Annotated in this window: 19 protein-coding genes; 6 read left to right on the forward strand and 13 right to left on the reverse strand. The window is 47.3% G+C overall.

What is annotated here, in order from left to right; all coding sequences use genetic code 11:
• Positions 1-89 precede the first annotated feature (89 nt).
• The 6 genes from CWM47_RS13930 to CWM47_RS13955 all read right to left on the reverse strand — a co-directional run bounded on the left by CWM47_RS13930 (position 90) and on the right by CWM47_RS13955 (position 8454).
• Entirely contained in the window at positions 90-1190 is a 1101-nt protein-coding gene (locus tag CWM47_RS13930; protein ID WP_100988550.1) for a Gfo/Idh/MocA family protein, read from the reverse strand.
• 20 nt (positions 1191-1210) lie between these two features.
• On the reverse strand, positions 1211-2416 hold the full coding sequence (locus CWM47_RS13935; RefSeq protein ID WP_100993871.1) for a trans-sulfuration enzyme family protein: 1206 nt from the start codon (positions 2414-2416) through the stop codon (positions 1211-1213).
• Between the two features lie 46 nt (positions 2417-2462).
• The gene (locus CWM47_RS13940) at positions 2463-3500 is read right to left on the reverse strand and encodes a sulfite exporter TauE/SafE family protein (RefSeq protein WP_100988551.1); all 1038 of its coding nucleotides are present in this window, start codon (positions 3498-3500) and stop codon (positions 2463-2465) included.
• 200 nt (positions 3501-3700) lie between these two features.
• The gene (locus tag CWM47_RS13945; protein ID WP_100988552.1) at positions 3701-4867 is read right to left on the reverse strand and encodes a DUF819 family protein; all 1167 of its coding nucleotides are present in this window, start codon (positions 4865-4867) and stop codon (positions 3701-3703) included.
• 431 nt (positions 4868-5298) lie between these two features.
• Positions 5299-6492: a S8 family serine peptidase gene (locus CWM47_RS13950; protein ID WP_100988553.1), complete on the reverse strand. Its 1194-nt coding sequence runs from the start codon at positions 6490-6492 to the stop codon at positions 5299-5301.
• Positions 6493-6624: 132 nt separating this feature from the next.
• Positions 6625-8454 carry a DUF2339 domain-containing protein gene (locus tag CWM47_RS13955; RefSeq protein ID WP_100988554.1) on the reverse strand — a complete coding sequence of 610 codons (1830 nt, stop codon included), beginning with the start codon at positions 8452-8454 and terminating at the stop codon, positions 6625-6627.
• Positions 8455-8596: 142 nt separating this feature from the next.
• Between CWM47_RS13955 and CWM47_RS13960 the strand changes: the two genes are divergently transcribed.
• The gene (locus tag CWM47_RS13960; protein ID WP_100993872.1) at positions 8597-11566 is read left to right on the forward strand and encodes a leucine--tRNA ligase; all 2970 of its coding nucleotides are present in this window, start codon (positions 8597-8599) and stop codon (positions 11564-11566) included.
• 49 nt (positions 11567-11615) lie between these two features.
• On the opposite strand, the gene CWM47_RS13965 is transcribed toward CWM47_RS13960, so the two are convergent.
• The gene (locus tag CWM47_RS13965; protein WP_100988555.1) at positions 11616-12632 is read right to left on the reverse strand and encodes an LLM class flavin-dependent oxidoreductase; all 1017 of its coding nucleotides are present in this window, start codon (positions 12630-12632) and stop codon (positions 11616-11618) included.
• Between the two features lie 229 nt (positions 12633-12861).
• Here CWM47_RS13965 and CWM47_RS13970 point away from each other — a divergent pair, with 229 nt between their 5' ends.
• Complete coding sequence (locus CWM47_RS13970) at positions 12862-13722, forward strand: glycerophosphodiester phosphodiesterase family protein (RefSeq protein WP_100988556.1); 861 nt, start codon at positions 12862-12864, stop codon at positions 13720-13722.
• Between the two features lie 137 nt (positions 13723-13859).
• Here the strand turns inward: CWM47_RS13970 and CWM47_RS13975 are convergent, their stop codons facing one another.
• Entirely contained in the window at positions 13860-14504 is a 645-nt protein-coding gene (locus CWM47_RS13975) for an NAD(P)-dependent oxidoreductase (RefSeq protein ID WP_100988557.1), read from the reverse strand.
• 65 nt (positions 14505-14569) lie between these two features.
• Positions 14570-14977 (reverse strand): RrF2 family transcriptional regulator, encoded by a 408-nt coding sequence (locus CWM47_RS13980; protein ID WP_100988558.1) that lies wholly within the window; start codon positions 14975-14977, stop codon positions 14570-14572.
• A gap of 186 nt (positions 14978-15163) precedes the next feature.
• Here CWM47_RS13980 and CWM47_RS13985 point away from each other — a divergent pair, with 186 nt between their 5' ends.
• Positions 15164-15544, forward strand: a complete 381-nt coding sequence (locus CWM47_RS13985; protein ID WP_240625902.1) for a ribosomal maturation YjgA family protein — start codon at positions 15164-15166, stop codon at positions 15542-15544.
• 68 nt (positions 15545-15612) lie between these two features.
• Here the strand turns inward: CWM47_RS13985 and CWM47_RS13990 are convergent, their stop codons facing one another.
• Both CWM47_RS13990 and CWM47_RS13995 read right to left on the reverse strand, forming a co-directional pair.
• Positions 15613-17214, reverse strand: a complete 1602-nt coding sequence (locus CWM47_RS13990) for a carbon-nitrogen hydrolase family protein (RefSeq protein ID WP_100988559.1) — start codon at positions 17212-17214, stop codon at positions 15613-15615.
• A gap of 115 nt (positions 17215-17329) precedes the next feature.
• On the reverse strand, positions 17330-18361 hold the full coding sequence (locus CWM47_RS13995; RefSeq protein WP_100988560.1) for a threonine aldolase family protein: 1032 nt from the start codon (positions 18359-18361) through the stop codon (positions 17330-17332).
• Between the two features lie 247 nt (positions 18362-18608).
• Here CWM47_RS13995 and CWM47_RS14000 point away from each other — a divergent pair, with 247 nt between their 5' ends.
• The 3 genes from CWM47_RS14000 (at position 18609) to CWM47_RS14010 (ending at position 20913) form a co-directional block, all read left to right on the forward strand.
• The gene (locus CWM47_RS14000; RefSeq protein ID WP_100988561.1) at positions 18609-19574 is read left to right on the forward strand and encodes an OmpA family protein; all 966 of its coding nucleotides are present in this window, start codon (positions 18609-18611) and stop codon (positions 19572-19574) included.
• 83 nt (positions 19575-19657) lie between these two features.
• Positions 19658-20149 carry a hypothetical protein gene (locus CWM47_RS14005; protein ID WP_100988562.1) on the forward strand — a complete coding sequence of 164 codons (492 nt, stop codon included), beginning with the start codon at positions 19658-19660 and terminating at the stop codon, positions 20147-20149.
• Positions 20150-20175: 26 nt separating this feature from the next.
• Entirely contained in the window at positions 20176-20913 is a 738-nt protein-coding gene (locus tag CWM47_RS14010; protein ID WP_100988563.1) for a hypothetical protein, read from the forward strand.
• Positions 20914-20984: 71 nt separating this feature from the next.
• Here CWM47_RS14010 and CWM47_RS14015 read toward each other — a convergent pair whose 3' ends face one another.
• Both CWM47_RS14015 and CWM47_RS14020 read right to left on the reverse strand, forming a co-directional pair.
• Positions 20985-21716, reverse strand: coding sequence for an endonuclease III domain-containing protein (locus tag CWM47_RS14015; RefSeq protein WP_100988564.1), 732 nt, complete (start codon positions 21714-21716; stop codon positions 20985-20987).
• A 266-nt stretch (positions 21717-21982) separates the two neighbouring features.
• Positions 21983-22378, reverse strand: a complete 396-nt coding sequence (locus CWM47_RS14020; protein ID WP_317046732.1) for a LytR/AlgR family response regulator transcription factor — start codon at positions 22376-22378, stop codon at positions 21983-21985.
• Positions 22379-22387: the final 9 nt, after the last annotated feature.

Raw genomic sequence — 22387 nt, forward strand, 5'->3', positions numbered from 1 at the left:
ATGGTATTCCGTTGAGCCGTAAGGCTATTAGCTAATAGTCAAAATAAATTGGCCTATCGGCCTCAACGGAATACCATTCCGTTGTACAATTATAGTTTCACCGCCTTGCCGGTTTTGGCCGATTGACGGGCTGCATCCAGGATCTCCATGACGATTATGTTATTGTCTAATGACGTTAATTCGTCCGGTTTAGTTTCGCCGTGAATCAATCGGGCGAAGTATGTAAACGGGTCAGTAGCAGGAACATCCGCTGATGTAGCTTCGGCAGTGTGCTCGCTTTTATCGTCTTTGAATCGAATACGCATTTTGGTGCCATCGACAGTAAAAACATAACCGGTTTGCCCGTACACTTCCATATCTTTTCGACCAAAGGGCCAGTTCCACGACCCCTGAATGATCGTCTGCGTTTTGGGGTACGTCAGAATAATCGTCCCTTCATCGTCCACTTTCGGGTAAATATCGGGTTTGATCTGTTGTGTAACCGCCATCACTGACAGTGGCCGCTGGTTATGCATGAGCCAGGTCGAGAGATTCGCACCATAACAGCCAAAGTCAAACAATGCCCCGGCACCGTTGGTAACAGGGTCGGTCAACCAGGCAAAAAACTCGTTGCTCACCCCAATCTCCTTAGGTCCCTGATGCCCGTCGTGAACAACAATCTTCCGCAAATCACCAATCGACTTGTCGGTATTGGCAATGGCGTACGCTTTATGATTGCTGCCATACCAGGTTGTTTCATAGTTCGTGAGCAGTTGAATTTTGTGCTTCTTCACCAGTTCTGCCATCTGTTTGGCATCGGCAAACGTGGTGGCCAGCGGTTTTTCAACCATTACATGAATACCGCGAGGGGCGCAAACGATTACCGTTTTCTTATGATCGACAACTGGCCCGAAATCGGTTACGGCTTCGGGTTTGGTTTTGTCGAGCATTTCTGTTAGCGTTGGGTAAACCAGACTCATGCTGAACCCATGCTGTTTTGCCAGTTTTTCGGCTAGCTCCCGATTCGGTTCGGCAATGCCTACGATTTCGATGTCGGTCTGCCCCGTTTGCCTGAATGCCTTATTCAGAATGCCATGAACATGGTCATGTGCCATACCAGCTATGCCTATCCGAAGAGGTTTTTTAGGTGACTGGCTGTAACTGACCTGGGCTAACAGGAGCAAGAGTACGTAGACAACTGGACGAATCATGACGGATTGATTTAGGTTTGTTATACCTTTTCTTTAACCGCTTCGGCCGACTTTTCTACTGCCTGTGTGAAATCGTCGATCAAATCTTCAATAGCTTCCAATCCAACCGAAATCCGAATCAGGCCCGGTGTAATACCCAAAGCGGCTTTTTCATCAGGTTTGAGTTTGGCATGGGTCGTCGTGTTCGGGTTCGTGACAATGGTGCGCGAATCGCCGAGGTTTGATGACAGAGTGGGAATTGTCAAGGCGTCGAAGAAGGCTTTCACCCGGTCGAAACCACCTTCCAGTTCAATCGTTACAATGGCACCGCCCGCGCTCATCTGGCGTTTTGCCAGATCATACTGCGGGTGGGAAGGCAGGAATGGATAAAGTACCCGCTCCACGTCGGTGTGGGTGTCCAGGGCTTCGGCCAGTTGCAGGGCGTTGCGGCAATGGCGTTCCATGCGAAGGTCAAGTGTTTCCAAACTCTTGGATAGAACCCAGGCATTGAACGGCGACAGAGCAGGGCCTGTATGGCGCGCAAAGAAGCGAATGGGTTGAATCAGATCGGCATGGCCAACGACAATGCCGCCCAGAACACGGCCCTGACCATCCATATATTTGGTAGCCGAATGCACCGATAAATCGGCACCATAATCAATGGGAGTTTGCAGAATTGGCGTGGCAAAACAGTTGTCTACGTTTAGAATAAAACCGTACTTCTGCTTTAAACGCCCCAGCATTTCCAGATCAACGAGTTCTAAACCGGGGTTAGAAGGCGTTTCCAGATACACCATGCGAGCGGCTGGTCTTCCGGTATTCGCCTGAATGGCCGCTTCCCACTCCGCTTCGCTGGCGCTGGCATCCACATAGGTATGCGTAATACCCCACTTGCTCAGAATCTGGGTGATGATCTGGTGCGCCGATCCAAACAAAGCCCTGCAAGCTACCAAATGGTCGCCCGATTTTAACAAACCAGCCATGCTCGCGAAAACAGCCGCCATTCCGGTAGCTGTGGCAATACCATCTTCGGCATTTTCCAGCATGCAAACCTTATCGACAAATTCCGTCACGTTGGGGTTTGAGAAGCGTGAGTAGATATTGCCATCTTCCGTTTCATCAAACAAGGCTTTGCCCTGTTCGGCACTTTCGAAAGCAAAACTCGACGTTAGATATAACGGAACGGAATGTTCACGATTTCCAGACTTCTCCGCCTGGATGCGAATGGCTTTGGTTTGTTTTTTCATATTATTTGTGGTGTCGGTTTTGAGAAACCGACACCACATCAAGTGGCTAAAAGAACTTAATAATTTTCCGCAAACTTACGAGGATAACCACAATTCCGACCAATATCATCATGGTTTTGATCGGTAGTTTCTGCGACAAACGGGCCGCAATCGGGGCCGCGATCATACCCCCTAAAATAAGGCCGAGTATCACCATGCCGTAGTTGTCCAGTCCGGCATACAATGCAAACACGACAGACGAAGCAAACGACACAAAGAACTCGGCCAGATTTACCGAACCAATGGTATAACGTGGGTGCCGCCCCGAAGCAATGAGAGTTGAGTTAACTATTGGTCCCCAGCCGCCCCCGCCAATGGCATCGACAAAACCGCCGAACCAGGCTAACAGGCCAATTTGCCGGACGGGTTTCTTCTTCGCGTTTTTCGTCAATGCTTTTTTGAGAATCAATATCCCCAATATCGCCGTGTAAACAGAAATTGCCGGACTTAAGTATTTTGCGACCACTTCCATGTCGGCCAGTTTGGTAATTAAAAAGGCACCCAACGCAGCGCCAATGACTCCGGGAATCAGGATAATCTTAAATAACCGACTATTTACGTTACCAAATTTAAGGTGCATATACCCTGATACACCACTGGTAAAAATCTCGGAACTGTGTACACTTGCCGTGGCGAACAATGGGCTGATACCTACACTTGTCAGAAAGGTAGTTGCCGTGACACCGTAAGCCATGCCTAAAGCTCCGTCAATCATCTGAGCCACAAACCCGGCCATGATAAAGTAAAAAATTTGGGGTGTAAGATCAATGCTATTCGCCAGGAGCGTTAGCCGACTCAGGGTAAAGTAGCTGAACAGGAGATGCCCAACGAGCATTAACGCGAGAGCTGAAAAAGCATAGATTGCAATTTCAGTGCGATTACGTCGGCGTAGTAATGGGCTGGACGAACCTGTTTGCACATTGGCATCTGGAAATGCCGCCCGCAACGCATCGGCCTGAGTGGCTGCATTGTCTCCCTGGATGCTGATCGTCAGACCATTAAGGTTTAAATTCTCTTTTTCCGTTACGAGCGAGTCGGTAGCCATGTCGGTCTGTAAGACAATCGGTAATAATATAGGTAATAAACCCTATCGAGTTTATAGATTATTTTTCTTATGAAAAACGGCACGTTGAAGTGCCGCTAGCTGAGCCAACTTTTAATAGCCTTACAACTTGAGAAGGGCTTAAAAAGTGCTGCAAAGGTACAGAAATGATGAGCACAGATGCAAATTGAAGAGGAAACAGCCTAGGCAGCTCGAAGGACTTCGGCCACTACAATGCCCAAATAACTTCCAATAGCATTGCCCAGAGTTCCGACCAGTACGGCAGGAAGTTGTAAATCCGGGCGATTAAGACTTTTGGCGAGCGCCAACGCAGACGTTGCCCCGCCAACATTGGCCTGTGACGCAATGCCCAACACGTCCCAATCCTGCTTGAAAAAAGCGCCGATCCCGAAAAGGATAACTGCGTGAATGAGTACCAGCGTCAATATCATGCCGAAAAGTATGATCGCTAATTGCCCATCATGAAGAAGTGTAGCAATGTCGCAGTATGCACCAATAACAGCCAGGAACACGTAAATGCCGAACAAGCCCAAAAGTCGGCTTCCACGCAACTTGTTCACAACCCGAAACTGAGCCAATACAAGGGCTATAGTGGTTAGGATCAGTACGAATGGAATCATTGGTAATATGGCCGCTAGTTGTTTAGACAAAAAGATGGAGCCAAAACCCAGGGCCAGCAACAATGCAAGATCACTGGGATTCATGGTTTCTGCATCAGTAAATGGATTGGTATCACTCTGTTCATCGCCCAACTGGAAAACTGTTTCCGTTGATGATGCGCTGCTCATTTGCTTACGAGGGAAATATTTTTGAAGTATGCGGGGTAACGATAGTGTGGCAGCCATCCAGAGGGCCGTCATAATATTGTCGGCAGCAGTAGCCGCAATAAACAGGTTTCCTGCCTTGGATACGCCATAGTGGAGGGCAACCGCATGGAAATTAACACTCCCTCCAATATACGTCCCGGTGAACATACCCGCTAGTGCATAATACAAGTTCCCGACCGTGTTTGGCGCCGAAAATAGCCATACACTTACAAAAACCCCAATGACCGTACCCGCCGAGCCGACCAGAAACATGGTGACCATTGGCAACCCTGCCTGCCGTAAGTCCTTCAGATTAACACTTAGTAGAAGAAGGAATAATGAGAAGGGAGCCAGGTAACTGAAAATACTTTCGTAGACGGGTGTTTCTGTAGTAGGAATTAAATGAAAGTTGGCTTCAATGGCTGTGAGTATGATGACCAATAAAGCTGTTCCAATGTGGTGAAAGCCAGGTTTACGAGTTAGCCATTCGCAAATAACAACATTGAGGCAAAGCACAAAGAGAATGAAAATAGAGTCAACCACGCAAGTTTGTATATTTAAATGAAGAGTAATGTGAAAAGCTTTGAACTGCCCACACTATTAGCGGCCGAATATAGGAATTAACAAAATAAGATTGGGTTATAAGTATGTATTGTAAAATATTAAAGGGTTAAAGATGTACTTTGTGAAATAAGAATAGTATTTAAAGCGAAAATTAATATTTAGTATAAATTTAGCTCATACGAAAGTCAAAAATTATTAATTGGCTTATAGTTAATTCTCAAAATTTTGGGAATAGCTATAGCTCAAACCCCTGTATATGTGGCACAATCAACCAAGCTTTCAGACTGAAAGATTGGGTTTGGACTTGCTAAAGTCGTGGTACAACCCACGACAGGAATTCATTGTGCCTAACAACATCGTTCAGTTAGCTTAGCATTTGTCAAACAAATCGTGCGGGTGCTCCCAACAGATCACTCGCCCGCCATTGGGTCGGGTGTTCCGTCGTGATCGCCCGTAACGGTTCCGTGTGTGGGCAAGTTACTCCCTCTGATCAGCAATAAACCTGCCACATGAGGAGCTGCCATCGAGGTGCCACTTAAGGTTGCATACTTGCCGCCAATGTAGGTGGAGGTAATGCGAACCCCATACGCACAGACGTCGACACTGCTGCCAAAGTTTGAAAACGAGGCAAACTGGTTAGCACTATTCATCGCTGAGACGGTAAACACATTGGCATGATTTACCCGCGCCGGAGAATAATTGTCACTGTTCTTACCCTCATTGCCGGAGGCAATGGCAAAGAAAATACCTGCATTGGCTGCCTGTGTTATAGCTCGGTCGAGCGTTGCCGATGTGCCCTCACCCCCCAAGCTCAAATTAACAACGTCGCCTGCCTTCCCGTTTTGCCCCACATAATTCACCGCCTGAATAATTCCTGACAGCCGTCCCTCACCGTCTTCGTCCAGAACTCTGAGTGATACCAGCGTGGCACCCGAAGCAACACCTGTTACACCGATGCTGTTGTTTTTGGCCCCTATGATACCGGCCACGTGGGTACCGTGCCCATTTTGGTCATCGGCCGAAGTTTGCCCACTCACGAAGGAGCGGCTGCGCTCGGTGTCCACGTTCAAATCGGGGTGATTGAGTTGAATACCCGTGTCAATGATCCATGCCGTTTTTGTGGTCTGCAAGTCGCCCCGGCCGTAGCCCGTTTGTTGAATATTCCAGGGTAACGTCGTGGCCGTTGTTACATCGACGAAATTGCACATGGACATAATCCGATCAGGCTCAACTAATAGTATAGAAGGGTCCTGCCGTAATTTCTCCGATTCACCCTCGGTTAGGGTAGCCAGAAAACTGGTTTGTTCACCCGTTGCCAGTACATCTACCTGTGTGTTTGCAATCGAATAGGTGGTCAGCAACTGTTGGGCGAGGGTTTCGGTGGCGGTAATGCGGGCGTTTGGAGCGACCGGCAGCGTTTGTGATGGTTTGTATGTAACAATATACGCACCTGTAATGGCCGTTCCGTTCTTGGAAGAGGCTTTTACCAGACAGTCGGCCGAAATACTGGTTGGCTCAACAGCGCTATCGGTCTGGCAACCAGGTAAAATACAGGCAAGTAAAGCGACATTGATTAATGTCGAAAACGAGAAAAAACGTCGCATGAGTATCTACGAAATAGACAAATGAAGAAATTATCAATCGTAAAGAGTCACGCCATGCGTCATTAATGGATTGTTTCTAATTGGGTATACGCCTGAAGGCGACGGGCCGTTGCGTATTTTAGTATATAACGATTATTTTCTGCTGTCAAGTGTAAGAAAAACAACGCGGCCAGCCTCCGGGAATCGGGTTTCGGCAATCGGTTGACCGTATCGCTTGTAAAATTGAGCCACCTGCTCCGGCAAGAGTAAATCGACATACAAATTGATGCCCGCAAATTTATTCTTCCGAAGAAACGAATCCATAAACTGCCAATCCTGATTCGTGAAAACACGATCGGGAGTAAGCAATTGGGGCCAGCCCTCGCGAAGGAAAGGTTTAATCTGATCGGGGTGGAGCCGACCGAAATATTGACCCACCGTGCTTTTATCATAAAAGCGTCGATAGGCGAATACGGCGTTCTGCTGTTTATAATAGGGGCATAGCCCTTCTTTATCGCCGACGCCATTGGCGCCAATGGTGCAAAAAGGCCAGTCGAGTACGGCTTCGCCGGGTTGTTGCTTTACAACAGCACAGTATCGAAGTAAACTATCCGACGCTACATTGGTACCAATAAAAAGGCGTAATGAATAACTCGTGTACCATTCCAGGCCCATTAAGGCGACCAGCAAGGCGCAACTAAGTTGACCGGGTAAACGGGAAGGCCACCGAAGTGGAAGAGCCAGCAATACCAGCATTACAGGATAAATCAGACTGGCTCGCCCGCCATGCCGGTTAAAGCTAAACCAGGGAAATAGTTTCAGGGTTGGTAGAAGGACCGGATGATAGAGAAGACACAGCACCAGCATACCAGCAACTGGTAACCACTGACTTATCTTGTGCCGGGTCTGCCACCAGCCAACCCCTGCGGCTATCGTTAAATATAAACCAGGACTGCCTTGCCCATAACTTTCGAAGGTATCATGAAACCATTGCTGATAAGGAATAGAGAAACTATCAAGACCTCGCAAATGCGGAAGCAACAGGCGTGCCGGGTGCGACCAGGCGGGTAGTTCGGGTACCAGACCAAAATCGAACTGCCAGGCTGTAAGAGCAATTTGAAGCGTAAGCGGCAGGTAAAGCCAAAGGCTAAGTGCCACCAATCCGGTCAACCCAATAATTGCCCAGCGATGCTGACGCCATTCAGTACGCATATAGCTTGCTGCAAGCACCGGCCATTCTGATATGGTTGAAAACTGCTGAAAGAAACTTACCAGTAGAACGGGCAGGACAAGCGTCGTAAATGTTAATGCGAACCCAGCCACGTAGGCCAGTTCCTGGCTGAGTACCTGAACGTGAAGCCATACCCATAGAATGAAAAAGGGGAGAGAAACCGGTTTTCGATCAAGTACGTCAAGCAACAGGCTGTATGTCGCAATCAGGCAAAGAGCTGTCCAGTGAGCAACACAGACGTTCATGTGAACCGGAAATTTCCAGAGTGCATAGACGTTGAAAATGGAGACAATCAACCCGGCTACAAATGATTTTCCGGCACCAAAACGGGACCGTAACAGCAGAAACGTTCCAACGGCCGTTACGACCAGACTATATACATAGTAATATTGAAGATAGGGGCCTGGGCCGCCAAACAGCCAACTGCAAAAGGCATACCAGTAGTCACGCTCGAAGCCCCAGTCTAAAAAAGCCTGATTGGTGCCATAGGGGTAAAATGTTTGTGTATTGATGAGATTAAGGTGGGGAAAGGGGAAAAAATGCAGATTCTTTCCAAAAAAATACCCTACATATTCATATTGATCTGTATCATTTCCATCGGAGAGCGGATGGCTAAAATCGCCTACGACCCAACAGGTCAAAACGGCTATGAGGGTGCCCAGCACAACTGTCCAGGGCCAACAGGGTTGGGAGGAACGGCTGGTAAGCAGACTTCTGGCCGATGAGGGAGTAGGAGGGCTAACCTGATTCATTTGAGAGTTTGTGCAGTCATCGTTCGGTAGGATAAGCAAAAGTCTTCTTAAACGGCTATTTTTGCAAGAAAACTAAGTGGTGTGTCTTTTCGACCGCACTTTAATTAAGCGAATTATGCGGCTTCCTGGCCGCACTACTATTATGGCCGACTATAACCACCGTGAGACCGAACAGAAATGGCAACGGTTTTGGGATGAAAATCACACCAACAAACCCGCAGAACAGACCAACCGACCAAAGTATTATGTGCTTGATATGTTTCCGTACCCATCTGGGGCCGGGCTGCATGTAGGGCACCCGCTAGGTTATATCGCTTCGGATATTGTATCGCGTTACAAACGGCTTAAAGGTTATAATGTACTGCACCCGATGGGTTTCGATTCCTTTGGTCTGCCTGCCGAACAATACGCGATTCAGACAGGGCAGCACCCGGCCGTAACGACCGAAGCCAACCTGACCCGGTATATTGAGCAACTAAAAAATATAGGCTTTAGCTATGACTGGAGCCGCGAAGTCCGCACGTCTGACCCATCTTACTACAAATGGACGCAATGGATTTTTATGGAGCTGTTCCGCTCCTGGTACAATAAGGAGACGGACAAAGCTGAGCCGATCGACACCTTGCTGGCCAAATTTTCGGTCAATGGCACGAAGGGTGTTCAGGCAGTTTGCGACGATACTGTTTCTTCGTTTACCGCCGATGAATGGAATGCCCTCTCCGAAACGGAACAGTATGCTATTTCCCTGCACTATCGGCTGACTTACCTTGCCAACGCGGTAGTGAACTGGTGCCCGGCCCTGGGTACAGTTCTGGCCAACGACGAGGTGAAAGATGGCGTCTCTGAGCGGGGCGGTTACCCCGTTGAGCAGAAACTGATGCGGCAGTGGATGATGCGTATCACTGCTTATGCCGACCGCCTACTGACGGGCTTAGACACGATTGACTGGACAGAATCGCTGAAAGAACAACAGCGTAACTGGATTGGGAAATCGGTAGGGGCGAGCGTGCGATTCCCGCTTGCCTCCGCTAGTCAACAATTTATCGAGGTATTTACCACTCGCGTCGACACAATTTATGGTGTTACGTTTATGGTGCTGGCGCCGGAGCACGAACTTGTGGCCGAGTTAACTACCCCTGAACAAAAGGAGGCCGTTGATACCTACATCAATGCGGCAAAATTACGGTCTGAGCGCGATCGTATGGCCGATACAAAAGCGGTTTCGGGTGTGTTTACGGGCAGCTATTGCGTTAATCCGTTCAACGAAGAGAAAGTCCCCATATTCCTGGCCGACTATGTGCTGGCGGGTTATGGTACGGGTGCTGTTATGGCCGTTCCGTCGGGCGATAACCGCGACTGGAACTTTGCCAAACACTTCAATTTGCCCATTGTGCCAATTCTGGATAGCCAGAAAGATATTGAGCATCAGGCTGATAATACCAAAGAGGGTCGTTACATCAACTCGGGTATGATTAATGGCATGACCTATAAAGAGGCTATCGCTACGCTAACTGCCTGGCTGGAAGAACGGGGTTTGGGCAAAGGGAAAATCAATTTCCGGATGCGCGATGCCGTCTTCAGTCGTCAGCGGTATTGGGGCGAACCGGTTCCTGTCTATTTTAAAGAAGTGGGCGACGGGCAGGTTTTGCCCTACCTGATCGACGAAAGCGACCTTCCGCTGGAGTTACCCGCTGTTGACAAATACCTGCCAACCGAAACCGGAGAACCACCACTGGGCCGCGCCGAAGGTTGGAAATACAAGGGTAAATATGAGTATGAGCTTAGCACCATGCCTGGCTGGGCGGGTTCGTCCTGGTACTGGTATCGGTACATGGACCCGCAAAATAACAGTGAGTTTGCCAGCAAAGAAGCAATCGACTACTGGCAGAACGTGGACCTTTACATTGGCGGCACCGAACACGCCACGGGGCACTTACTGTACAGCCGTTTCTGGAATAAGTTTCTCTATGATCGAGCCTACGTGCCACAGGATGAGCCATTCAAAAAGCTTATCAATCAGGGGATGATTCAGGGGCGGTCAAGCTTAGTCTATCGCATAAGTTACGTAAATGGGATTGGGCAGAATGATGAAGGTGAAAACTATATAAAGCTGCGTCAGATATACATCCCTTACAATCTTGTTAAAGAATTAGTAGTGGACAATAATGCTCCTAATACTCTTAGAAGTATTGTTGCTACGCAGTTAGGCCAAGAAGTAGCAGATAAACTAAATTTTACAGCTCCTGATATTAGCAAGGAAATAATTAAAATTTCGGAAGGTATACGTGTTCCTATCCAAGCAGTGAAAAATGACGTACTTGATATTGAAATTTTATCACAATTGCGACCTGATTTAACGAAAGACGCTGATTTTATTGATGCAGATAAATTTACCTGCAACTACGAAATTGAGAAAATGTCAAAACGTTACTCTAACGTTGAGAACCCTGATGACATCGTAGAGAAATACGGGGCTGATGTGCTGCGTCTTTACGAAATGTTCCTCGGGCCGCTCGAACAGGCCAAGCCCTGGAATACCAACGGTATCGACGGTGTGTACCGCTTCATTCGCAAATTCTGGCGGTTGTTCTATAAAGACAACGCAGAAGGTGTGAGTCAATGGATTGTAACGGACGAGCAGCCAACCCCTGCCGAACTGAAAGTCCTGCATAAGACTATCAAAAAGACGGAAGAGGACATTGAGCTTTATTCGTTCAATACGTCGGTGAGTTCATTCATGATCTGTGTAAACGAACTGGCTACGCTAAACTGTCATAAGCGGGCCGTATTGCAGGATCTGGTTCTGTTAGTGTCACCTTATGCGCCCCACATTGCCGAAGAACTTTGGGCCGCTTTGGGTCATGAGCCGGGTACGCTGTCGAAAGCAGAATTTCCGATATTCAACCCGAACTATCTGGTTGAGGATGCGTTCGAGTATCCCATTCAAATTAATGGCAAAGTCCGCACAACGATTAGTTTCGCCATCGACCGGGCGCCCAACGAGATTGAGCGCGAAGTATTGGCCGACGAAATCGTGCAGAAATGGATGGAGGGTAAAACACCCAAAAAAGTGGTGGTCGTACCGAAACGGATTGTAAACGTAGTGTTGTAAGTAAAAGGGTCGGATTATGAATCCGACCCTTTTACTTACAACACTACGTTTATACCGCAACTGACTCAAATTGCTGGGACGTCAGTGCTTCCCGCACTTGAGCGGTTAGAGTGAGCGAATGCTTACGAGCCTCGTGGTCATAAATAGGAGCGGTGATGATCAACTCATCAGCTTTCGTTTGCGAAATAAAACTCGCCAATACACTCTGAACCGTTTCCGGCGATCCAACTGCTGAGCAGCGAAGCATCGAGTCAATATTGGCTAGTTCATAATCGGGCCAGTTCTCCTCAATATTATTAACGGGTGGCTGCATCTGTCGGGCTTTTCCGCGCCGGATATACAGAAACTGCTGTTGAACCGACGTGAAGAGACGCTGGGCTTCCTCATCTGTATCGGCAGCAATAACATTGACCGCCACCATTGCATAGGGCTCCTTTAAGTGTTCGGACGGTTTGAACTGCGTCCGATAGACCTGTAGCGCCCGTAACAACTCAGCCGGGGCAAAGTGGGAGGCAAACGCATAGGGTAATCCCAGTATAGCGGCCAGTTGTGCTCCGAATAAACTTGATCCTAAAATCCAGATTGGGATGTTCAATCCATTGCCGGGTACAGCCTGAACAAACTGATTGGAGTCGTCGGGTTGAAAATAACGCTGTAGTTCAATTACATCCTGCGGGAAGGTGTCCGGTCCAGTCAGGTTACGGCGTAATGCCCGTGCGGTTGCTTGGTCAGAACCCGGTGCTCGACCCAGTCCGAGGTCGATCCGGCCGGGATAGAGCGATTCAAGTGTGCCAAATTGTTCGGCAATGACAAGTGGGGAGTGATTTGGGAGCATAACCCCACCAGACCCTACCCGAATGGTGTTGGTGCCCCCGGCTACGTAGCCAAGAACTACCGATGTTGCTGCACTGGCAATGCCCGGCATGTTGTGGTGCTCGGCCAGCCAATAGCGGTTATAGCCCATCCGTTCAGCATGTTGGGCAAGATTTAATGTATTTCTTAATGCCTGGGTGGCGGTGTCACCTTCAACGATAGGCGATAAATCCAGAATTGAAAAGGGAATCATACGACGTTGCTAAAATGTTGCCTTACTTTTGTGGCTATATAGACCCGCACCAGCAACCTGGACAGATTTTTAGGATGATTAAGATTTATAGAATCTTTTTGACCTCATATAGATCATAAAAATCCGTCCGGACCTTCGGTGCGGTTCTATATTAACAATACTGGTTATTGGAACGGTTCCAGACTAGCAGGCTTTCCAATATCTATAAAACACTTCTCTGGCATACGAAATGACCACAAAACACCTCATTCTACTTGGCCTTAGCATTGGGCTGATTACCTGTTCTCCCAAAACGTACACGAAAATACCGGCAGGCAAAGCGTATGAATTCTTCAGTTATAAGCCCAACCAGGTTGCCAAAATTTCGGCGCACCGGGGTGGGGGCGATCTGAAAGGATACCCGGAAAATTGCATCGAGTCGTTTACATATCTGGCGAAACAGATGCCGGTTATTATTGAGTGCGATATTGACCTGACCAAAGACAGTGTTATGGTTATGATGCACGACGCTACCCTCGACCGTACAACCACCGGAACCGGCAAACTAATTGACCGGAACTACACCGAACTGGCACAATACAGGCTGGAAGATAATATGGGCAATAAAACTCCTTATAAAATCCCAACTCTGGAGGAGGTGCTACGCTGGGGTAAAAACAAAGCAACCTTTACGCTCGATGTGAAGCGAAATGTGTCTTTTGCAAACGTTGTGGAGATGATTCATAAAACCGGTGCAGGCGACTATGTGGCGGTCATTACCTACAATGCGCAGGATGCTGCCAAACTCAATAAATTAGACCCGAACCTGATGATTTCGGTAACCATCCGTAACCGCGCTGAATACGACCGATTACGCGAACTCGGTGTTCCCGATAACCGGATGGTCGCTTTTGTGGGCGTTAAAGAGCCCGAAGCCGATTTGTACAAATTTCTACACGAAAAAGGCATTGCCTGTATCCTGGGCACGTTGGGTAACTTGGATAAACAGGCAGCCGCGAAGGGGGACCAGGTCTATAAAAAATTCGCCGAAAACGGAGCTGATATCATGTCGACAGATCGACCTTTGGAAATGGCAAAGGTGCTATATTGACTGATCCAATAGGTGAATAGAGAGGAGACTAAATAGAGGTTAACCACAGAGGCACAAAGTGCACAGAGGATTGAGCCCTCTGTGCACTTTGTGCCTCTGTGGTTAACCTTTCATTTTTTGTAAATTGGCTTTAAAAATTAATACCCCAGCGTAAATCGCTTCTGAATAAACTGCGGCTGCTCGATTTCATCCAAAACGGCTATCGCTAAATCGTTCACCGAAATGGCACTCACACCCTTTTCGTCAAAAACAGGTTGCTCAGTGCCCAGACGGAATGTTCCCGTGCGCTCACCGGGAGCCAGATTGATGGCCGGGCTTACGAACGTCCAATCCAGTGCCGTATTCTTTCGAAGAATGTTCAGGTAATCACGAGCGGCAGTAGCGCCCGCTTTCCACTCGGCCGGAAATTGGGGGGTATCTACTAATTGAACGCCCGGTGCTGCTTCCAGACTACCCGCTCCGCCAATAACCAAAAGCCGCTTAACGCCAGCCTGTTGTGTGCCTTTTTCGATAGCTTCCGATCCTTTCAGGAAGTCATCGTATAAATTTGGATTTGTCCAGCCCGCGTTGAACGAATTCAAAACGGCGTCGTGCCCGGCCACAAGCTGAGCCAGGGCGTCTGCATTCTGTGCATCCCCCTGCTTTATGGTCAGTTTGGCGTTGGTGAGTGTAATTTTTTCGGGATGACGAACGATTGCCGTCACTTCATGACCACGCGTCAAGGCTTCGTCTAAAAGGGCTGTTCCAACAAAGCCTGAGGCTCCAATTATTGCAAGTTTCATAGGGGTATGCGGTTAAAATGAACGATTTATTGTAATAAAATATGTTACAGTTTTGGGTAAAAAATTTAGTCGAATTTTCGACTGAAATCATCAAGCGTACTGGCACCTAATTTCTGAACGAGAGCTGCTTCTGCCTCCTGGTATAAACTATTTAGATGCTGGTCGATCTGCTTTCCAACGGGACAGTTTGGGTTTGGATCATTGCGGGATGTTCCCAAAAAAGCACCCTGACGTGTAGCCAGAAATACATCTGAGACGCGAATCTGCCTGGCCGATTTAGCTAATGAACTCCCACCATTCTTACCCTCCCGACTGATAACCAGTCCATTCGTGCGCAGGTTACTGATTTCCTTGCGCACAAGGACCGGGTTAATGTTAATGCTACCCGCAATAAAGTCAGACGTCAGCCATTCGCCATTGGCTTTGGCCAGTAGCGTTAGGATATGCATCGATATGGCGAAACGTCCGTTCATTTGTGTAATATTTATTGTTACAGATAAGCGCCGAAAAAAATTCCCGGTGCATCTAAAATTTTTGACAAAGCCTTGTGGTTCTAGTCAAAAAAAGGGTTTTATAGGGTGGAGTCAATTTAAAAGATGAAGAGAGACCAGTATAAGGCAGTGCCTTTCAGGAGTAATCGATTAGTTTATGGATTATTGATGACTATCACCTTGCTACTGGGATTAGGATCAAGGTACTTTTTTGGCGAGATAGCCATTATAAAGAATTACATAGGAGACGTGCTTTGGGCACTCATGGTCTATTTTGGCTTTGCCCTATTGTTCAATAAATGGCCAGTTAAAGTCATTGCGCTAACGGCCATTGCATTCTCTTTTAGTATTGAAATCAGCCAATTATATCATGCTTTTTGGATTGACAGCCTGAGAGCTACACGTCTGGGCGGCCTAATGCTGGGTTTTTCGTTCGTCTGGAGTGACCTGCCTTGTTATTGTATGGGGGTGTTGATTGGGGTATTAGTTGACTTATATTTAATCCGGGCTGCGAAGCAGGGTGGCCACAAACAGTCAATTCGGGCATAATTGGAAAAATTTAGTCAGGTACAGTCTAAATTAAAAAGGTTCTTTCGTTAAGAAAGAACCTTTTTAATTTATAAGTCTGAGACAACGATCAAGGGAGCAACCTGTTCGGGGTCGTTATCGGGCGATGCTTTTTTCTGTTTCAGCGCTTTCTTGGCGGCCTTTTTCAGTGTCACATCGTATAAATCTGTTCGACGGTCTTTTAATACCTGCACTGAACCGTGCTCATGAAGTTCCTTTAATAAACTCAAATCCACATCGGCAATAAGTACCATTTCGGTATTGGTTGTGGCTTCGGCTTTTACAGCGTTGGTAGGAAACTGGAAGTCGGAGGGGGTAAATACCGCTGATTGGGCATAGTTAATGTCCATATTCTGTACCCGAGGCAGGTTGCCTACACAGCCGGAAATAGCTACATAACATTCGTTTTCAATAGCTCTTGCCTGGGCGCAGTGACGTACACGTGAGTAACCATTCTGGGTATCGGTCAGGAAAGGGACGAACAGAATCTGCATTCCCTGCTGAGCCAGAATCCGACCCAACTCTGGGAATTCAACATCGTAGCAAATCAGCATACCAATTTTGCCGCAATCGGTGTCAAACGCGCGGATTTCGTAGCCACCCACCATGCCGTAATGCTTCACTTCATTAGGCGTGATGTGAATCTTGCGATATTCCTCAAAGGTGCCATCGCGTCGGCAGAGGTACGCAACGTTATAAAGTTTCCCGTCATCGTCGACAAGTGGCATGCTGCCACCCACAATATTAACGTTGTAGGAAATCGCAAATTCGCAAAGTTTTAAGCGGACAGCTTCTGTAAAATCAGCTAGCCTGCGAATCGCCACTGGCTCTGGAAGGTCGTTGAAATCGGCCATCAGGGGCGTATTAAAAAACTCCGGCAACACCATAAAGTCGGCCCGATAGTCGCTGACGGCATTCGCGAAGAACTCAACCTGCTCCAGGAACGCGTTCAGATTTTTGAACAAGCGCATTTGCCACTGAATAACGCCCAACCGGATAATGGAGTCAGTGTGCGGGCGTTTGTCTTTTTCGGCAACATAATAAATGTTGATCCACTCCAGTAAGGTCGCGTATTCCTTTGATTCTGTATCGCCGGGCAGATACCCCCGCAGCACCTTCCGTACGTGAAAATCATTGGAGATCTGGAAGGTAAGCGTCGGGTCGTATATCTCCTTCTGCTTTACCTTGGCAATGTACTCGCGGGGCGAAAGTTCATGCGAGAACTTATTGTAGTTAGGAATACGGCCACCAGCCAGAATGCCCTTCAGATTCAGCGTTTCGCAGAGTTCCTTACGGGCATCATAAAGCCGCCGACCCAGCCGTAAATCGCGGAAGTCGGGATGCACAAATACCTCGATACCATACATGAAATCGCCTTCGTCGCTATGTGTTTTAAACGTATAGCCACCTGTAATTTCATGGTACGTATGGTTGTCTCCGAACTTCTCGTAATTAACGCGGATCGAGAGCGCACAGGCCACGACTTTTCCGTCAACTTCAACGCAAAATTGACCTTCAGGAAAGATATTAAGTAATTTATTGATTTTACTTTTCTCCCAATAATCACCCCCAATACCACTATATACCTCAATCATGGCCTCCTTAAGGTCGTGATAATCTTCTTTCTGTAATGTTCTCGTTTGTATATGCATAATGTCAGAACCGGGATTTTACTAAGATTTATAGGATTAAATAAGATTTTCAAATCACACTGAAATCCTTTACTTTTCGAGTAGCATTTCTTTGGCGGTAATCCTGTTTAATCGGTTAAATCTTAGTAAAATCCCGGTCAAGTAGAGTTTCCATTTCTGCCAGCATCACGTCCGTAAAATCCAGATGCGTTACAAAGCGCACCAAATGTTTCCCAAACGCAATACCGCGAATACCTTTTGTTTCTAGCATTTTAACATAATCTGCGGCCAGGATGGTTTCGGGGAGTCGGAAAATGACAATATTCGTGTCGATGGACAGTATTTCTTCTACTTCGGGCAAACGTTCGAGAATTGCCCCGATTTTTCGGGCGCGGGAGTGGTCCAGTTTCAATCGGTCAATATGATGGTCAAGGGCGTAAATACCCGCTGCAGCCAGAAACCCGGCCTGCCGCCAGCCGCCACCCATCAATTTTCGAAAGCGCCGGGCCTGACGAATAAAATCGGCTTTGCCGAGCAGGAGCGAACCCACCGGGCAACCAAGCCCTTTAGATAAGCAGATACTAATTGAATCGAATAGCTGTCCGTACGCCAAGGTTGGCTCTCCTGTTTCAACGAGCGCGTTGAACAAACGGGCACCATCTAGGTGTAGAATGAGGCCGTTTTCATCGCATAGCTTCCGAATGGCTGCAATTTCGGGTAGGGTATAGTAACAGCCACCACCTTTGTTGACTGTATTTTCCAGCACCACCAGCCTTGAGAGGGGTTTGTGCGAGTCGGCAGGATTATAGATGTACTCCCGGATAAGATCGGGGGTGAGTTTGCCATTTTGGCCGTGGGCCAGACTTACAGACGCAAGGGCATTGACCGATATTCCCCCGCCTTCGTATTGGTAAACGTGTGAAAGATAATCACAGATTACATCATCGCCGGGGCGGGTATGCGTACGAATCGCCAGTTGGTTAGTCATGGTACCCGACGCGCAAAAAAGAGCCGCTTCCATACCAAACATGGAGGCCGCCTTTGTTTCAAGGGCGTTAACCGTTGGATCATCGCCAAGAACATCGTCGCCAAGTTTGGCAGTAAACATTGCCTCGCGCATAGCGGGCGTGGGTTGAGTAACGGTGTCGCTACGAAGGTCAATAAGCATTCCTTTAAAAATCAGGCTGTATAAAAAGAGCAAGTTAAGGACATACCCGGCTACGGGAAGTATGGTTTAGTAACTTTTGTGAAGTTACATCTCAGTATGTATAAATTATGTGTAAGAAAAGTGTCCATAAATTACGTTTATATTGCTTTTGCGCCACATACTGCTATTTTTGAGCAACCTTTTCGATGAATTCCGTCTCATATTGGAATTTAGAATTTAATACCTGTACTAACCTTCAGCCTTATTTATGTTTACACACAAAACTCCCTGGGTTATCCTGCTTATTCTATGGATGATGGGCTCCACATGGTGGCATGTCTGCAAAATAAAGCAACTATGCGGAAATGATGCTCAGCCAGTAGCCGTCTCTGCTGACTCAACACTCGACATAACGCCGGTAAAGACGCCTGGATTTACGATAGCAGATGAAGATTACTTTCGCCTGAATTTTCCCGGCAATTTCAGCTTTGCCAAATCAGGTGCTAACGCTAATATGAATTCGCTGGGTGGTTCACTTGGGTCAATGATCACCTATATAAAGGTAAGCCCAAACCGGACGCTAGAAATTATCGGTTATTACTCTAAAGGAGAAGCTAATACGACCACGTTTCCCAATTTAGGCTTGGCTCGTGCCGAAGGCATTAAGCAATATCTGATACAACAGGGTATTTCGGCCACGTCTCTAACTACAACCGGAGTTGAGCGTGATATCCCGTTTACCGCTAAAGGTGATTCGCTTGTGGGCGGGCTTGACTTTGTGTTCACAGGAACAGCAGACGCTCCTGCTACAGATTCAGTTACAGCACCAACGCCTGTTACCATTGCAGAACCAACAACTGAAAAAGAACTGGCAGCGAGTGAAAAATTTACATCGGTGTTCAAGCCAATTGACCTGTATTTCCCACTTAGTGTGGCTAACTACATCAAAACTGATGAAACGAAGAAGTTTTTTGAGGAAGCAACTAAATATCTGGCAGAGCATAAAGATAAAAAACTCCTGTTAACAGGTCATACTGATAGTTCTGGTCCTGACGAAGTGAACATGAGGCTCTCGCTTGATCGCGCCAATCAGGTAAAATCAAAACTTCGCAAATCGGGAATAGAAGCAGACCAGATTGCCGTTAAAGCCAAAGGAGAAACAGAACCGAAAGCCGACAACAGCACTATATCTGGGCGTAAAGCCAATCGTCGGGTCACGGTAGTTGTTGAGTAATCCTGGTTTCGAAACGTATTTAGTTTACTAAGTTGGGGCTCTTCCCAAAACAGTATACGCCAACACTATAAATTCTTACAATTATGTTTGAAATGAATCCCCTCAATTTACCTGATGCCCAATTACAGCAACTACTCATGCTGGTTGTGGCTGGTATTTTGGGCTTTATAATTGGGTATGTCTCCCGGCAACGAACAATTAGCCAGCTTGAAGGCGATTTGGCCAGTACAGAACGTGATGTGGAAGATTGCTATCGGAAACCCAAAGTACCGGTTAGCAGTGCAAACGATGAAGAAACAGTTGTGTTAAATCGGATAGCTGCCCGTGCCAACGAAATTAATTTCACCCGGATTGGCGTAGCAATGGCAGACAGTGCCGACGATCTGAAAGTCATTGTTGGGGTTGGCCCATTTCTGGAGAAAAAGCTGCATGCACTTGGCATCTATACATTCCGGCAGATAGCCAATTTTAATGAGGAAGACATAGACCAGATAAATGATCTGATCGAGTTCTTCCCGGGCCGTATTGTTCGGGACAACTGGGTCGGACAAGCCGCTGAATTGGCCAGAAAATAACAAAAAACTTAAACAAGAATCCTATTATGTTTGGATTAGATCCTTTTAATGAAACGGTGGCCATCACCGAAATATTGATTTTGATGGCTTTTGCTGCCTTAGTTGGCTGGCTGTTGGGGCGGTTGATACTTGCCGGTCGGGTTAGTTCGCTTCGCATGGCGATTTCGGAAAAAGAAACTGAGCTGGCAAATTGCCTTCAGTCGAAAACGGTCGCTCGTCTTTCTGTTGTTCCACCAATTGCTCCAGTGTACACTGCCCCCATTGTCCAGGTGCCACCAGCCTTCGTTCATGCAGACCCGCTGTTACCCGCTTTCTCAAATGACGATACCCCCGAATTGATTGACGAGGATGTAGTGATAACCAACATCAGTTCATCGCTCGATATACCTGCTGTTGTAGTGCCGCCCATTGAACCGACCTTAGTGCCAGTAGCACTTCCGGTAGTGAGTACTACCGATACTTCGGAAGCGGCCGTGCTGAACCGCATTGCCGCCCGCTCCGGTGAAGTAAACTTCGATCGGATTGGACGTGCCACAGCAACAGAAGCAGATGATTTGAAAGATATTGTAGGCGTAGGGCCATTTCTGGAGCGTAAATTACACAGCCTGGGTATTTACACATTCAGACAGGTTGCCAATTTTACAAAAGAAGACATAGATAAAGTTAATGAGCTTATCGAGTTCTTTCCAGGCCGAATTGAGCGAGATAACTGGGTCGAGCAATCGAAAATGTTCTTCGAACGTAAGTACGGAACACAGAATTAAACAGTTGTAAGAATACACGAAGGCCCGACTAGTTTGTACTAGTCGGGCCTTCGTGTATGTATTGATGTCCATTAAGGATTTGTAGACTTCTTTTTCCGGATTGGCGTACTGCTTAATACCATAGTTCTGCCTGTTTGAAAATAGTCGCACATATCCTGTAAAACACATTCGTTGCATTTTGGGTAATACCAGGTGCATACGCGTTGACCATGCCAGTAGAAATGCTTGTGAAAATTAAACAGTTGCAGGGCATCCTCTGGTAGATAAGCTAAGAGGATGGAGTGCGCCTTTTCTGCGCTCACTTTTGGACCAATGAGGCCTAACCGCTGTGTAACCCGGTGAACGTGCGTATCAATAGGAAGTACAGGTTTTTTAAATTTGAACAGTAGCAGGATCGTAGCCGTCTTTAATCCGATACCGGGCAAAGCCGTCAGCCAATTCATAGCTTCTTCGGTTGATAAGTCACCCAGAAAATCAATATTAGCCGCTCCTGTTTCCCGGATGAGGTGGGTAAGCAGATTCTGGATATAAGGAGCTTTTATTTCGGGGTAATTAGCTGTCTGTATGGCGTCGATCAAATCGGGGAGAGGTGCGTCACGAACCTGCTCCCAGTTTGGAAATCGCTTGCGCATTGTGACATAAGCGGTCATCTCATTGGCATGTGTCGTTCGGTGCGATAGAATGGTGCCAATCAGTTCATGCATCGGATCCGTGTACCCTTTTATTTCCTGAATGCCATATAACTGATTCAGTTGCTCGTGGGCATCAAGCGTTTTAGTGGCTAAGCTTGGACTGGACTGCATACAAAAAAACCGGGTTGAACAAACATATGTATGCCTGTTCAACCCGGTCCTGGCGAGAATGTTTCTGCCAAACTTAGTGCGTTGATCCCCGTCGAGTTTTGTAGGTTCTCGAAATCAGTCATGTGCAGAAAACGATCTGATTAACTTCCACTACGTAAGGAGCTAATCAGATCGTTTTCTGTATGTGACTACACAGCCTACCACCAACCAGGATACTTATATACTGGCTTAAAATACCAAGATGGATAAAAAGCGAAAAGGAGAAGTTAATTCAAATTCGGGCGGTTGTTAGTTAACTGACGACGTACCAAACTCCAGCGACGACGGGAAACTGGCAGAACCTCACCGGTTGTTAGATGAACAAGACCACCAGTATCAGTGCGTTCCAACCGTTCAACAAAGCGCCGATTGACAACGCAATTGCGGTGGAGACGAATAAATAGCTCAGTAGGCAATTGTGGGGAGTAGTACTTTAGCGTACGCGGCATAAGCATACGTTTACCATCTGACCAGTTTAACCAGCTATAATTAGCTACAGCCTGAAGGTACACTAAGTCAGTTACTGAAAATAACTGACGGCCCGTTTCGCGAAGATAAAGCTTAAGCGGAGGCCACTCCACTGGGGTGGTTCTGTTGGAAAAGGAAAAGGCAGACATGGACATACGTGCGAG

Origin of the sequence: Spirosoma pollinicola (assembly GCF_002831565.1) — a bacterium.
GTDB classification, from domain to species: Bacteria; Bacteroidota; Bacteroidia; order Cytophagales; family Spirosomataceae; genus Spirosoma; species Spirosoma pollinicola.

Bases quoted from the DNA above. Each gene is read 5' to 3' on its own strand.
- CWM47_RS13980 (WP_100988558.1), bottom strand. From the start codon at position 14,977: ATGAACGGACGTTTCGCCATATCGATGCATATCCTAACGCTACTGGCC.
- CWM47_RS13935 (WP_100993871.1), bottom strand. From the start codon at position 2,416: ATGAAAAAACAAACCAAAGCCATTCGCATCCAGGCGGAGAAGTCTGGA.
- CWM47_RS13995 (WP_100988560.1), bottom strand. From the start codon at position 18,361: ATGCTTATTGACCTTCGTAGCGACACCGTTACTCAACCCACGCCCGCT.
- CWM47_RS13975 (WP_100988557.1), bottom strand. From the start codon at position 14,504: ATGAAACTTGCAATAATTGGAGCCTCAGGCTTTGTTGGAACAGCCCTT.
- CWM47_RS14020 (WP_317046732.1), bottom strand. From the start codon at position 22,378: ATGTCCATGTCTGCCTTTTCCTTTTCCAACAGAACCACCCCAGTGGAG.
- CWM47_RS13990 (WP_100988559.1), bottom strand. From the start codon at position 17,214: ATGCATATACAAACGAGAACATTACAGAAAGAAGATTATCACGACCTT.
- CWM47_RS13950 (WP_100988553.1), bottom strand. From the start codon at position 6,492: ATGCGACGTTTTTTCTCGTTTTCGACATTAATCAATGTCGCTTTACTT.
- CWM47_RS13965 (WP_100988555.1), bottom strand. From the start codon at position 12,632: ATGATTCCCTTTTCAATTCTGGATTTATCGCCTATCGTTGAAGGTGAC.
- CWM47_RS14010 (WP_100988563.1), top strand. From the start codon at position 20,176: ATGTTTGGATTAGATCCTTTTAATGAAACGGTGGCCATCACCGAAATA.
- CWM47_RS13970 (WP_100988556.1), top strand. From the start codon at position 12,862: ATGACCACAAAACACCTCATTCTACTTGGCCTTAGCATTGGGCTGATT.
- CWM47_RS14000 (WP_100988561.1), top strand. From the start codon at position 18,609: ATGTTTACACACAAAACTCCCTGGGTTATCCTGCTTATTCTATGGATG.
- CWM47_RS13930 (WP_100988550.1), bottom strand. From the start codon at position 1,190: ATGATTCGTCCAGTTGTCTACGTACTCTTGCTCCTGTTAGCCCAGGTC.
- CWM47_RS13960 (WP_100993872.1), top strand. From the start codon at position 8,597: ATGGCCGACTATAACCACCGTGAGACCGAACAGAAATGGCAACGGTTT.
- CWM47_RS14005 (WP_100988562.1), top strand. From the start codon at position 19,658: ATGTTTGAAATGAATCCCCTCAATTTACCTGATGCCCAATTACAGCAA.
- CWM47_RS13940 (WP_100988551.1), bottom strand. From the start codon at position 3,500: ATGGCTACCGACTCGCTCGTAACGGAAAAAGAGAATTTAAACCTTAAT.
- CWM47_RS13955 (WP_100988554.1), bottom strand. From the start codon at position 8,454: ATGAATCAGGTTAGCCCTCCTACTCCCTCATCGGCCAGAAGTCTGCTT.
- CWM47_RS14015 (WP_100988564.1), bottom strand. From the start codon at position 21,716: ATGCAGTCCAGTCCAAGCTTAGCCACTAAAACGCTTGATGCCCACGAG.
- CWM47_RS13985 (WP_240625902.1), top strand. From the start codon at position 15,164: ATGACTATCACCTTGCTACTGGGATTAGGATCAAGGTACTTTTTTGGC.